The 13,977-nt window shown below is 48.1% G+C and carries 9 protein-coding genes; 3 read left to right on the forward strand and 6 right to left on the reverse strand.

The features are described from left to right. Window positions 1–86 precede the first annotated feature (86 nt). Window positions 87–470 carry a GreA/GreB family elongation factor gene (locus tag L3C95_RS21520; protein WP_236390709.1) on the forward strand — a complete coding sequence of 128 codons (384 nt, stop codon included), beginning with the start codon at window positions 87–89 and terminating at the stop codon, window positions 468–470. Between the two features lie 11 nt (window positions 471–481). Here L3C95_RS21520 and L3C95_RS21525 read toward each other — a convergent pair whose 3' ends face one another. From L3C95_RS21525 to L3C95_RS21535, 3 genes are read right to left on the reverse strand one after another with little or no spacing between them, the layout of a single operon-like run. Beyond that, complete coding sequence (locus L3C95_RS21525; protein ID WP_236390710.1) at window positions 482–1,867, reverse strand: TolC family protein; 1,386 nt, start codon at window positions 1,865–1,867, stop codon at window positions 482–484. Then, window positions 1,864–4,977 carry an efflux RND transporter permease subunit gene (locus tag L3C95_RS21530; RefSeq protein ID WP_236390711.1) on the reverse strand — a complete coding sequence of 1,038 codons (3,114 nt, stop codon included), beginning with the start codon at window positions 4,975–4,977 and terminating at the stop codon, window positions 1,864–1,866. Before L3C95_RS21530 ends, L3C95_RS21525 begins: the two co-directional genes overlap by 4 nt. A 25-nt stretch (window positions 4,978–5,002) precedes the next feature. After that, entirely contained in the window at window positions 5,003–6,157 is a 1,155-nt protein-coding gene (locus tag L3C95_RS21535; protein ID WP_236390712.1) for an efflux RND transporter periplasmic adaptor subunit, read from the reverse strand. A 245-nt stretch (window positions 6,158–6,402) separates the two neighbouring features. On the opposite strand from L3C95_RS21535, the gene L3C95_RS21540 reads away from it, so the two are divergent. After that, entirely contained in the window at window positions 6,403–7,332 is a 930-nt protein-coding gene (locus L3C95_RS21540; protein ID WP_236390713.1) for a hypothetical protein, read from the forward strand. 31 nt (window positions 7,333–7,363) lie between these two features. Here the strand turns inward: L3C95_RS21540 and L3C95_RS21545 are convergent, their stop codons facing one another. The 3 genes from L3C95_RS21545 to L3C95_RS21555 all read right to left on the reverse strand — a co-directional run bounded on the left by L3C95_RS21545 (window position 7,364) and on the right by L3C95_RS21555 (window position 11,032). Continuing rightward, window positions 7,364–8,182: a helix-turn-helix domain-containing protein gene (locus L3C95_RS21545; RefSeq protein WP_236390714.1), complete on the reverse strand. Its 819-nt coding sequence runs from the start codon at window positions 8,180–8,182 to the stop codon at window positions 7,364–7,366. A gap of 329 nt (window positions 8,183–8,511) precedes the next feature. After that, window positions 8,512–9,528 carry an SDR family NAD(P)-dependent oxidoreductase gene (locus L3C95_RS21550; protein WP_236390715.1) on the reverse strand — a complete coding sequence of 339 codons (1,017 nt, stop codon included), beginning with the start codon at window positions 9,526–9,528 and terminating at the stop codon, window positions 8,512–8,514. Window positions 9,529–9,715: 187 nt separating this feature from the next. Continuing rightward, a complete protein-coding gene (locus tag L3C95_RS21555) occupies window positions 9,716–11,032 on the reverse strand; it encodes a phosphatidylserine decarboxylase (RefSeq protein ID WP_236390717.1) in 1,317 nt (438 codons plus the stop codon). Window positions 11,033–11,576: 544 nt separating this feature from the next. Here L3C95_RS21555 and L3C95_RS21560 point away from each other — a divergent pair. Continuing rightward, window positions 11,577–13,898 carry a T9SS type A sorting domain-containing protein gene (locus tag L3C95_RS21560; RefSeq protein ID WP_236390718.1) on the forward strand — a complete coding sequence of 774 codons (2,322 nt, stop codon included), beginning with the start codon at window positions 11,577–11,579 and terminating at the stop codon, window positions 13,896–13,898. The last annotated feature ends 79 nt before the right edge of the window (window positions 13,899–13,977 follow it).

A 13,977-nucleotide genomic window follows, 5' to 3' on the forward strand; every position in this document is an offset into this window, starting at 1 on the left:
GAAGTCCGCGTGTTTGTAACCGCGGCTTGCAAACACGGGGCAAATCGAGCTCCGAATTATCAATGTTAAACCAAAAATGAAAAGAAATGCAAAAAGAACAATTAGTAATAAAGAAGGAGGATTTTGATATCCTCACAACATGTATCAGAAATGGAGGAAGTCGTCAGGCATTCGATAAGAATAATGTAATGGAACTGGAAACAGAGCTGAAAAAAGCAAAACTGGTCAGCAAGGAGAATTTTCCTGATACAGTGGTAGGACTTAATTCTACCGCTGTTATCAAAGATTTGGAAACGAACCGCATACTGGCCATTACGATCGTTACGCCCGACAAAGCAGATATCAGCCAGAACAAGATATCCGTATTGGCGCCTATCGGTACAGCCCTGCTGGGATTTCAGAAGGGAAATGAGATCAGCTGGTCAGTTCCGGCGGGAGAGAAGAAGCTGATGATACTGGATGTTTTCTAAACACCGGCGGCTCACCTCCAGCCGCCGCCTAATGCACGGTAGAGAGACACAATGGCCAGCAGTTGCTGTTCGCGGTCGCTCACCTTGTTGAGGCGTGCAATCAGCAGGTTTTGCTGCGCAGTCAATACCTCTGTGTAATTAGCGAAACCGTAACGTACCAGTTCCTGCGTATATTCTACTGATTTCCGCAGGTTCTCCAGCTGCAGATTTCTGTCTGCTGCCTTTTGCCCTGCCATCTGGTATGAATACATGGCATCAGACACGTCTTCTCCAGCTGTCAACACGGTGGTTTTAAAATTTAGGGCTGCCTGCTGCTGTTGTTCCCTGGCGGCACGCAGCCTTGCTTTATTGATTCCCTGGTTGAAAATAGGCTGGCTTAACCCTGCTGTCAGGTTACTGAGCCAGGAACCCACTCCCCAGAAAGAACTTAAACTTGCATACCCTCCTGATGCACTTAGCGTCAGGGAGGGATAGAAATAACTGCGGGCTACATTCGTCAATTCGAAATAGTAGCGCAGGTTATATTCTGCCGACTGTACATCGGGTCTGTTAGCCAGTAATTGAGCCGGTACGCCTGTTTTTAACAACGTAATAGGGTGCTGGCTGTCCAGTGTTGCGCGTCTGACTGGCCCTGGAATATTCCCCAGTAAAAGGTTCAGCTGATTCTCTGTTTCCCGGATAGACCGTTTGAGATCGGGGATGGTGACAGATACAGCATACTTGCTGGCTTCACTCTGCACAATAGCAGCTCCGGTAACGGTATTGGCCGTTTTGAGCTCCTTCATAATATCCACTGTCGACTGCCAGTTCTTCACGCTTTCCTGTGTGATGATCAGCTGCTCGTCCAACGCCAGTAGGGTGTAATAACTACTGGCGATACCTGCTACCAGCGATGTCTGTACCGCCCGGGCGTTGGCCTGGGCCTGCAGTAAGCCGGCAAGGCTGGCCCGTTTGGCGCTCTTCAGCTTTCCCCAGATGTCGGCTTCCCAGCTGGCCGTTAACGTTGTCTGGTACAGGCTGTTTGTGACAGTTTTCCCGATGGCCTGCGGATCAGATGATCCTGCAAAGGCAGCTGTTGGATTTGCACCCAATGAGGGAAGGAACTGCAGCTTGCTTTGTTCATACATCGCCGCCGCCTGCCGGATGCGGGAATAGGCGGCCTGAATGTCCAGGTTCTGATTGATCCCCGTGGTGATCAGTTGTTGCAGCAGTGTATCCGTAAATATCTCTTTCCAGTGCAGACTGGCAATATTGCCGGTATCCTTTTCGTCAATATCCCTGTAAAGGCCCTTTATGGCTGTATGCTGGCTGTCATACTGTTTTGTGATAGCGCAGGATGTCATCATCAGTATAACTATACCGGTAAGGACGATATGCTGTGAGAAATGCCGTTTCATATTACGCGCTTTTTGCTGCTGAGTTTTTCCTGCAAGGTCTGGAACAGGATAAACAGAACAGGTGTGATGAAGATCCCGAAGGTGGTGCCGATCAGCATACCGCCGACTGCTCCCGTACCTATAGAGCGATTGCCGTTGGCGCCTGCGCCCGTAGCAAGCATCAGGGGGATAAGCCCCAGGATGAAGGCAAAGGAAGTCATTAAAATAGGCCGTAACCGCGCTTCTGCTCCCTTTACAGCTGCTTCAACGATGTCCATGCCAGCCTTTCTTCTTTCAAGCGCGTATTCCACTATCAGAATTGCATTTTTAGCAAGTAGTCCAATTAGCATAATGAGGGTGATCTGTACATAGATATTGTTGCTGATGCCAAAGAGCCTGATGAACAGGAAGGTGCCCGCGATCCCTACGGGGATGGCCAGCAGTATGGCAAAAGGCAGCAGATAACTCTCGTACTGGGCGCTCAGCAGCAGGAATACAAATACAAGGCACAACAGGAATATAAATACTGTCTGGCTGCCTCCCATCAATTCTTCCCTTGTGATACCCGAATATTCAAAGCTGTAACCCTGCGGAAGCGTTTCTGCGGCCACTGCCTGTATAGCGGCAATAGCCTGCCCGGAACTGTAGCCCGGATTGGGTGTACCGTTCACGCTGATGGAGTTGAAAAGATTAAAGCGGGTAATGGACTGTGGCCCGTAAGTCTGTGTCAGTGTCACGAATTCAGTAACAGGCACCATCTGACCATCCTGCGTGCGTACAAATACAGCGTTCAGGGTTTCCGGCGTTGTGCGGAATTCAGGTGAAGCCTGTACCATCACACGGTATTGTTGCCCAAACTCGTTGAAATTAGATGCATAGATGCCGCCATAATAACCCTGCATGGCGCCCGTAATATCTGTCACATTCAATCCTGCCTCTTTTACTTTCGGCACGTTGATGGTCATCGTGTATTGCGGAAAGTTGGGATTGAATGATGTAGTAGCAAACTGAATCTCCGGGCGGTCGGTCAGCGCAGAGAGGAAATCTTTTCCCACCTTATAGAAGCTGGCAATGCTGCCACCTGTTTTATCCTGTAACTGGAACGCAAATCCATTGGTAGCGCCAAAACCCTGGATAGTAGGAGGTGCGAAGAACTTGATCTCCGCTTCTGTAATATCGGCCGTCTTTGCAAACAACTCTTTGATGATCGTCTGCACATTCCGTTTCCTTTGTGCCCAGGGAATAAGCCGCATGACGACCAACGCGTAATTGTTGCCGCTGCCGGAGAGTTGTCCGCGGCCGGTTACCACAAGTACACTGGTCACCTCCGGGATGGTGCCGGCAATCTGCTCTACCTTTCGCGCCACAGCATCTGTCCGGTCAAGCGAGGCATCGGGAGGCAGCGCAATATTACAGTTGACAGCACCCAGGTCCTCATCGGGCACAAAGCCCGTTGGTGTGCTTTTCGAAAGGAAATACAATACGGCGATAAAGACGGCAAGTATGGAGAGCGGTATCCACACCTTCTTCGCCAGAAACGCAACCGACTGCCGGTAACGGGCGGTCATCAGCGCGAAGGCGGTGTTAAACGCCGTATAGAACCGCTGTAACAGCCCCTTTTTCCGATGCTTTTCATGATGAGGTTTTAGAAACAACGCACATAGCGCCGGACTTAATGTAAGCGCATTGATAGCTGAAAGCACAATGGCAGTGGCCAGCGTAAGGCCAAACTGTTTGTAGAATACGCCTGACGAACCGCCTATGAAGCTGACAGGAATAAATACGGCAGACATTACCAGTGTAATGGAAATGATCGCTCCCGATATTTCACCGAGTGCATCGACACTGGCCTGCTCCGCCGACTCGTACCCTTCATCCAGCTTGGCATGGACAGCTTCCACCACCACAATCGCATCATCCACAACAATGCCTATCGCCAGTATAATAGCAAAAAGCGTCAGCAGGTTAATTGTAAACCCGAATAATTTCAGGAAGAAAAAGGTGCCGATAATAGCCACGGGAACAGAAATAGCAGGTATCAGCGTGGAACGGAAATCCTGCAGGAAGATAAATACGACGATAAATACAAGCACGAAAGCTTCTGCCAGGGTATGTAATACTTTGTCGATCGAGGCAGTCAGGAAGTCATCTGCGTTCTGTAACACGGCATACTTAAGACCGGGTGGAAAACTCTTTGCAGCCTCTTGGAGGGCTTCCAGTGTTTGCCGGATCACCTGGTGGGCGTTGGAACCTGCCACCTGTGCTACGTCAACAGAAACGCCCGGACGCCCGTTCACCCGGCCAGGGTTGAAGTAGCTCAATGCGCCCAGTTCCACCCGTGCAATGTCCTTTAACCGAAGAATGCGGCCTCTCAGGTTGGAACGTATCACTATGTCCCCGAACTGTGCGGCATCCGTCAAAGTGCCCGGATAGGCTATCACATATTGAAAGGATTGCTTTCCCTGCTCACCAAACTGTCCCGGTGCCGCCTGGATGTTCTGATCGGCCAGGGCGGCAGTGACATCTGCAGGTACCAGCCCATACGATGCCATGGCCTGTGTATTCAGCCAGATACGCATGGAATAATTCATTGTGCTGGGAGATGATGCATCGCCTACGCCCTGTATACGCTTGATAACAGGCAATACATTGATAGACGCGTAATTCTGTATGAAGGTCTGGTCAAAAGCCGGATTATCGCTGTATAAGGCAAAAATGAGCAGCGTACTGGTTTGTTTCTTCTGAACCGTTACACCTGCACGGGTTACCTCCTGCGGCAACAAAGGTGTGGCACGCGATACTGCATTCTGTACGTTCACCGCCGCCAAATTCGGATCGCTGCCGATCTTGAAACTGATAGTGATGTTCGCGCTGCCGTCATTACCGGCAGTAGAGGTAATGTAATCCATATTCTCCACGCCATTGATCTGCTGTTCCAGCGGAACAATCACACTCTTCATTACAACATCTGCATTTGCTCCGCTGTAGCTGGCCTGTACCTGTACAGTAGGAGGAGCAATATCAGGATATTGTGATATCGGCAATGATGCCAGCCCGAGTACGCCAAGCGTCACGATAATAATAGATATTACCGTCGATAATACCGGCCGTTCTATAAATCGCTTTAACATATCATTGTTTTAACAGGCAGGCTTGTCATAGTGAGGTTAATGCATCGGCTGCGCTGATCGTTTTAGGTTTTATGACCAGGCCTTCCCTTAAACTCGATATCCCATCCGCCACAATTTTGTCGCCCGGCCTGATGCCAGCGGTGACAATAAATGCCTGTCCTGCTGATGCTGTAGAAGTGATCTCGACAGACCTGACCTTATTACCGGCTTCCAGTATATACACGAACAATTTTCCCTGTATCTGATAAGTGGCTTTCTGCGGAACCAGTAAGGCAGTATCAATCTTCTCCGGAATGCGCACAAGCGCGCTGCTGCCGCTGTGAACCAGGCCAGCCGGATTAGGAAAGGTAGCTCTCATATTCAGTGCCCCGGTCTGTGTGTTGATAAGGCCACTGGCTGTTTCTACCTTTCCTTTATCCGGAAGCAGTGTTCCGTTTGCGAGCACTAATGTTACAGGAGGAAGCGTCGCCAGCTTTTCCTGCATGGTTCTCCCTTTAGATGCAGCAAAGAAATCCAGCCCCTGTTTCTCATTGATCGAAAAGTAAGCATAGATCCTGCTGATATTGGATACGGTTGTTAAAGGGTTCGGTGTTGTACTGTTGATAAGACTACCTATCTTATAAGGTAGTATGCCTATCACGCCGTCGGCAGGACTGTATATGCAGGTATAACTCAGGTTCGTTCTTGCATTGCTTAATGCAGCCCTGGCCTGTGTAAGCGCAGCCTGTTTGGATTGCAGCGTATATTGCGCTGATTCCTCGGCATATTTACTGACGATGTCTTTGTCCACAAGCGGTTTAACTTTGTTCAGATCCATCTGCGCTGCATTCACATCTGCCCGTGCTATTTCAATGTTCGCCTCAGCTGTTTTTACTTCCTGCTCATATTGCGGCGCATTGATACGGAAAAGTAATTGTCCCTTCTTCACAGCTGCGCCTTCATCTACGTATATGTCCTCCACATACCCGTCGATCTTCGGACGTATTTCAATGTTTTGAATACCCTGAATAGTGGCGGGGTAATCATTGTCTATCTCTGCCTGCTGATAAGCCATTTCAAGTACCGGGTAAGTCTTCACATCATTTTTCGCAGGACCGTTTTTCTTACCGCCACAGGCAATGAGCTGTACCAGCATAATACATGTCAGCAGCTTCGCTGTTGTTCGTTTACTTATACGCATATGCAATTGAGGTGATGATGTCTGCCATGGGAAGTCAATATGCCCCGAAACTACCTGACATAGGGAGATTCGTCAGGTGTTTTTCGCCGGAGAGGCAGGAAGAGTCGGTGAACAATGCCCAACAGCGTGTTAAATAAGTAGCAGAAATGCGAAAAGATCACGGGTGTTTTAAAGCGTTGCAACAGATAAAAAAAACAGAAATAATATTTCTAATTTTCTATTTTGTGTTCGTTGTATAATCTCTTATGCCTGAAAAACAAGTTGTCCATTTCTTTCATGGCGATGCCGTGAGACTGGAGTTCCCCGACCACTATGACTGGTTTGTCCCCGATCTGATCAAGCACCTCAATAGCGTGTTAACAGCCATTAAGGACCATCTCTGCCGGATCGTACTGAAGAATAATGATGAAGACCTGCTTCACATTGAAATATCAGATGATTATGTACGGCACGAGGAATGCATGTTGTATGATAATTATATTGCCCGCCTGGACGACTTTATTGCCGATCTCTTTAAAACGGTCAATTCACATCTTGTACATCGCTTTAGTGGGTATGGTATTGTACCGTTGCGTAATACTACTGCCGCCAATGAATCATTCAAGCTATCCAATTTATACTTTGCTTATGTAAGCCGTAACGAATTGTTGAATGGTATACCCGGATATTCGCTGGTGGGTGATACCGTTGATTATTTGCCCCTGCTCCCCGAAGAAGCAAGGGAGATTCCACAGATCCCTGCACGTCTGACACTGGAAGAGCTGAATCTGCAATACCAGTCCGACCTGTATGATGGCAGGCATTATCTGCCCGTTTACGCGGATAAGGAAGCCCCGCAATGGCTGCGTCAGGAACTGGAAAGGGTATTACACATCAACCCGGAAAATACCATACAATTAAATATCAACTCGCCGTTTGATCCCGTATCCAACAGGATGAAGGTCGTCTTTACGTCAGGACGGTTCCAGACAGTTGAGCACCTGGATAAATGGAACTTCTATGAACTGGGGATGATGTTCAACAAACTACTGAAAGACAGGGAGGAGAAGTATTGCCTTTTAAGGCCGGATGATGATAACTTTATCTATGCCTATTGCGACAGGACACAGTTTGAGCTGTTTAAGAAATATGATTACGTGGAAATACACTATCTGAACATCTTTGATGATCAGTGATAATCCTGCCCGGAGATAGCAGAACTATTTGTCACTTCTTATCCAGCAGCGCATTCGGCGGATACCCAAAGCGGCTCTTAAAAGCATAAGAGAAATGGGATAGATTTTCAAAACCTACTTCCACATAGACATCGATAGGTTTTCGTTGTTGCTCCGCTATCTGGTAATGGGCGAGATCAAGCCGTTTTTCTGTCAGCCATTTCTGCGGAGTGGTATTGTAAGCCTTTTTAAAATCCCTTCTGAAGGTTGCCAGACTACGGCCGGTGAGATAACCAAATCTGTCCAGCGTCATGTTAAACATATAATGTCGTTCCATGAATTCCGTCAGGTTGATCTTACCCGGCTCTTCGAAGTTTGCCAGCAGCCCATCTACATCTTTATCAATGGATCTTAAAATACTGATCGCCTCCTCTATTTTGATTGCCGCTATATCTGCAGGGAGTTTATCGCCCAGGTCGAAATAGGGAATAAGCGATGCAAGACAGCTTTCCAGCAGGGGATGTTTGGTAAAGCGATACACCTTTTGCAATGGTTGTACCCTCCCGGTATTAACAGCCTTGTGCCGGGAATAGAAATCCGTTAGACGCTCCCTGGTGAGATGCATAGCCACGGCTTTATGCGGTAGTCCGTCCTTGGGATAATTGATAACAGTAGCCAGCTGATTGCGTGGGATCAGGAAGGTATCGCCTGCGTTGAATGTATGGGTAGCGTCAGCCTGAATGATTTTAGTTTCGCCCGAGATGAACCAGACCAGCATATGGTGTTCAAACATGACTTCGACTCTAAAGGACTTGCCTTTAAACTCAGATAATTTAATGTCAGGGGTGATGTATTTTGTTTCAAATTCCATTGCCGTAAATGATAAATCTACAAAAATAAAACGGGTCGGATGGATTGCCGGGGTGTTTTGGTTTCCCGGGGACGTCATGTTTTCCCGGGTTGCACCATTTTTCCCGGGGCGCCACCATTTTTCGTTGCGGGTTTAAACATTTTCCCCGGGGGTGCACCATTTTCGCCCCGGGGTTGAAACCCCGCGCTACAAACACGGGACTCCTAGCGGAGTCCTATTGTGTTTTGTTGATGGTCATTTGTTCTGAATGTATGTTTCAGGGGCTCACCATTTTTCCCCGGGGGGAAACCCTGCGCATAAACACAGGATCTAGCGGAGTTCACCTTATCTCAACTTGCAGGAAATGAAATCCCTGTCATCTCTTCACTCAGCGTCCATAATCTCTGTGCATTGGCGGCATCAACAGCGTATGGTTTTACACCCCGAAGCGATGAAGGATCATCATAATTATGTACAATATTCCCTTCATCCAGTTGTGCCACATCCGCATCTTCACAATACACGCCACCTATGCCGTTTAGCTGGGGGCTGACAGCACACCAGACGGAGGTAGCGGCACCCTGGGCCACAGTTTTTAACCTGGCGGCCACTTCTGGATAGATGTCTCCGTTTTCATCGTGCGTGCCCATTTGCTGGAATAAGGCCATCGGTGCAACACGTCCGAGGTCTGTGCCCAACACTGATCCCGGATGCAGCGAATAAGCTCTTATACCGGCGCTTTTACCGCGGCGGTCCAGTTCCACGGCAAACAGGTTATTGGCTGTTTTAGACTGCCCATAGCCTTGTAATGTTTCATACTCCCTGTTAATGAAATTAGGGTCCTCAAAGTTGAAGGGGGCCATCTGGTGCCCGAAGGACGATACGTTCACCACGCGTGCGCCGTTTGCTTTCTTTAAGGCTGGCCAGAGCTTGGCCGTTAGCTGGAAATGCCCCAGGTGATTGGTTGCCAGCTGCGATTCATACCCGCGTTTATCACGTTGCAATGGTACCCACATGATGCCCGCATTATTGATGAGGATATCAAGCTTTTCATGAGTAGCAAGGAATTTTTCTGCAAAGGTATTTATAGATGCCGGGTCCATAAGATCCATCGCTGCTACTGTTACATTGCTTACACCTTTTAAATTGTTATTGGCCTTCTCCACATCGCGTGCAGGGATAACCACACTGGCACCGGCAGCAACCAGCGTCTTTACTGTTTCCAGTCCTATACCTGCGTAGCCACCGGTAACGATCACCTTTTTACCAGTAAGGTCAATTCCTTTTATAACATCATGAGTCGTTGATGCAGCGTTGAATCCCGAGTGAAGCGCTTGTTGTAATGCTCCGTTGTAGTTGTCTTTCATTTTAGAATTTTTGTAAGACAAAACTAAAGACAACTATAGGAATCTACTTTGTTTAAAACGTCAAACTACTTTGTTTAACGCGTCAATTTATGGGGAAGAAAATACAGATGAGATGGACGATGCTGGTCAACAATAACAAAGCCGGCAAGCAGAAAATACCCGCTTACCGGCTATTATAAAAAGGACATTATGCCTGGTTGCAGATGATCACGGATGCCTGTCCATACCTAAAGTGGAAGGGGGCGGGTGGATGATAACTGGCTGGTTCCTCGGCATTCGCAACATGTGTGACGAATTTAAGTGCGCTGAGAGGTTGTTCGAACAGCATAATAATATCAGAGCCTCCGAAGGCAAAATAGCCGAATTCCTGTCCCTTCTGTACCGGCCTTCCTTCCAGGTCATCACTGTACATATTCACAGATGATACCTGCGCCATGCCGATCGGCGCGACAACTACTTTCCCAACCCTGTCGTCACCGGTTTCGAGCACCAGTATCCCTCTCGCCTGGGAGAATTCATAACCATCTTCTGCACCATCAGGCGCATCAAATTGTCCGCCGGAGATATTTACGTTTAAATAAACTTTACCCGGTACAGCACCCAGGTACAGCACTTTCCCGTTTACAGGAGCATGGTAGCGGTGATAATCGAACGGGCTCAGGAAGTAATGGACAAATGTACCATTATAGAAGTTGCTGGCATACTGGCTCGCATCTGGTCCCAGCAGGTCGCTGATATTACCAATGCTGTGCGTCTTCTTTAAGGTGACATTGGTTCTGTTGCCGTCCACGTCCAGTACATTCCCGTTGCCGTCAATCTTATAATGTGCTTTGAAGGTGCAATCAGCAGGAGAGGAGATGATCGTATTGTCAAAAGGATTTGCCACAGGGCGCATGGGGGAGCCGTCCGGCTGCAGGGAGTTTAGCTGTCTGTAAAAGAAAGTATTGAATGAGGTCCAGTTTGGCTCGTCATCAGAATAGTCCTGCAGGTTATACTCCGGATCGTTTTTAAAGGATGCCAGGGTTTCAGGTGTCAGCGATTCCGGTGTATTCAGGAAACTGCCCCAGGCGTTAGCATACTCAACCAGCCAGTCGGCAAATGAGAAATCATTAATAGCGCTCCTGTAATCCTGTAGGGTCTTGCCGTCAAGTGGTTGGTCCACCAGCCAGTAAAAGTGACAGAGGCGGTCATAGATCTCCTGACTATAGCCATTTTGTGAACTGGTGTTCTGCCATGGATCGTATTTAGGGTTTGTGTTTTCGCTGGGAATGACTTCTGCGAAATTCGTCAGGTAAACAAGATAATCTGCCGGCATAACCGGCCAGCCATAAGAAGAATACAGATCATTCAACGCTGCGTAAAGTTCAGGGTCCAGGCTGGTCTTTGCCCTGGCATTGGCTGCTACCAGTGAAGCCGTTAGTGCGTCGGCAAAAAAAGGGTCCTGGTCAATCTGTTTCGCGAGGTTCTGGATGACATCTGTGGAACTTGAGGTAAGTGTAATCATGGTTTGAGGTTTTAGGATTATGGTAGATGTAAACGAAACGAATAGATATGGTAAGGCGACAAAATTAGCTATTTCCTGATCCAACATAAATACTATTTTTTAGAGCGGAACCTGAACAAAATACGCGGAAGATTGTATATCGCCCTGTTGGTACTATAAGTCTGGTGATGATCTATGATTATATAGTGTCTTAGTGACACCATGGGATAAAATACTAGTTGAAAAAGTTAAAATACGGAGCTCCTTGTATTGAGGACTATACTATTTTTACAACGTGCAATAGTATAGTGTACTGAGCATCAAAACCCATATTATTAAAACTCAAAAGAACCATTCACGGTATAGGAAAATGATACGAACCCAGCTATGGCGCTCTATTCTGCTGTAGTTTAATTTTCATTCTGACGACTAATGCGAGAACCTATGAAGCTGTGACTTGAAATGCCCGCTTGTGGGATTGCTGTGGCTTTGAAAAACCCGTTGATGGTGAAGTGAACAACTATCCAGGCTATCCTTTTTTTATCACCATTTAAAAGAGCACACGATGCTAAAATTTACATGGACATCGCTCATGTTGTTATTTGGCAGCTTTGTTGCGCACGCACAAACGAATATTGCGCCACAGGCCACTTCAACAACGTCCTATGTTTCTTCATGGGAAACAATTACGGCGTTAAATGACAATTACACGCCGGCCAATTCAAACGACAAAAGTCATGGCGCCTATGGGAACTGGAACAATCCTAACTCCATCCAGTGGGTACAATATGACTGGTCGCAGACGTATGCCATTACCTCTGCACAGGTATACTGGTTTGATGATGCCGGTGGTGTACTGACGCCCACTACAGCGTATCTTGAATACTGGAACGGCGCTGCATGGACACAGCTGGCAAATGTTCCTTTACAGAAAGATGCATTCAACACGGTATCATTTGCATCCGTGAATGTAACCAGGCTGCGGCTGTCAATGCGTAACACTTCGCAGTCAACAGGTATCCTTGAATGGCGGGTGTATGGTACTCAGGTGACAACACCTCCGCCTACCGGCGACAGCAGCAATTATACCTGGCCGGCATATTCGCCTACCATTAGTTATGACTTCAGGAGTGAATATCCTAATCTGGCTGAACCGGCACAAGTGCTGAATGATTGTCCGCAGGTAGTTGGTACCCAGTCTTCCGGCTGGTGGACATTCCGCTGGGGACCAAAGAAACGCGCAAGAATTACTTCCGCTGCTATCACACCAATGCTGGCCCGCTTAAACAGCGAGTTCAGATACTTCCGCGATACAATGGGCTGGCCTGCTGATGTGAGAGCCAGAAACGGTTATAAGAGCGCAGTATACCTGTATGGTTCCGGGCTTTGCACAGACAATGCAGATAGCACAGAGGCCGGCGGATGGCAGAGCGCTATTTATTACAACGGCAGGAGCTGGCCGATGATCCTGGCTTCTTATTATCCGGTATATGCTTTTGACCCTGCATACACTGGCAGCGACGGAGAATATCAGCGAAGTGCCATGGTGCATGAGGGTATCCACGCAACGCTGGCAGATTTACCCGGCGTAAAGAATTCAGCATGGTTCCATGAAGGCGGTAACGTGTGGTTCCAGCAAACAGCTGATGCCCGCAGGTCCAATAACTACAGCTCTATGGGCTTCCTGAACGGTACTGATTTCATTGCACCGTTCATGCCTATAGAATGTTATTCAGGCTGGCTGCAGGATGGCAGCTTCGGCGGACCATCAGCAGAAGGCGTGAATATGTACAGCGGCGGTCAACAGCTTTGTACATGGCGTAGATTCCTGGGTGGTCATCAATACAGTTCATCCTTCCCGACATTCCTCGGTAATACCCTGGGCGACAATGCCGTTCCATGGATCTGGAGATATGCCTCTTCAAGGGTACTGGAAGGAATCGCAAGTGGAATCGGCGCTGCTCAGATGCGCAGACTGATCACAGAATACAGGGCTAAACAGGCGATGGTTGATTTTGGTAAATGGAAGAGAGCTGTTGTTGCGCTGCTCAATGATAACTTCGGTAGTTCTATCGGTGCCGAGTGGCAGCCTTCCTGGTTAAATCCTGCTCCGTGGATCGCAACACCGTATGCGAAAACAACCAGTACCAACGGGGTGTTGAGACCTGACACCACTACACTGCCAGGTTGGTCGGGCGCTAACCAGATCCCTTTAACAGTAACCGGCAATACCGTTACTGTAAACTTTCAGCCTATCGGCGCAAACATGACCTGTCAGCTGGCTTACTGGACTGCCAATGGGACACCTGTATACAGCCAGTATGTTTCCAGCGGTAACGTTACACTGAAATTGCCTGCTGCTCCGGCTAACAATGTGGTGATCGCTATCATAACAAACACAGATTATATCTATTCAGGAGAAGCCACCAGAAAGGCGAAGTATGACTACCGTCTGCAGCTTGTTACCGGTGTTACCGGCGCTGCAAGCGTGAACACGAAATGGTATGCTGCTGCCCTGCTTTCCGGTGCAAGAACCGGCGAAGCCGTTGCAGAGGCTAGATCAGGTATAGATTGGTCTTTGTATTGTAACCAGCCATTCCATGGCCAGGCAAGACCTGAAGAATACAAAGTAGCTTTCGCGCATCCGGCGTTCCAGGTATATCCTAACCCCGCTGTGGGCAGCAATGGTGTGCAGATCCGTTTCTCCAATGCGAAGGCAGAAAGAAGCATTATCACTGTCTATAGCCTGACTGGTGAACTGATACTGCAGAGAATGACTACAGGAACTAATTATACAATAGAACCTAAGGCATTGAAACCAGGCGTATACCTGGTGAAAATCGCGAATACAGCGCTCAACTCCACACAAAAGCTCGTGGTGCTTTAAGTGAATTGATCTGTAACAATGATAAGGGCCGCCTTTGCGCGGCCTTTGTCTTTTGTATACATCGGGAGCTCACGCACTT

The sequence above is a fragment of the Chitinophaga filiformis genome (assembly GCF_021646545.1).
GTDB lineage: Bacteria > Bacteroidota > Bacteroidia > Chitinophagales > Chitinophagaceae > Chitinophaga > Chitinophaga filiformis_A.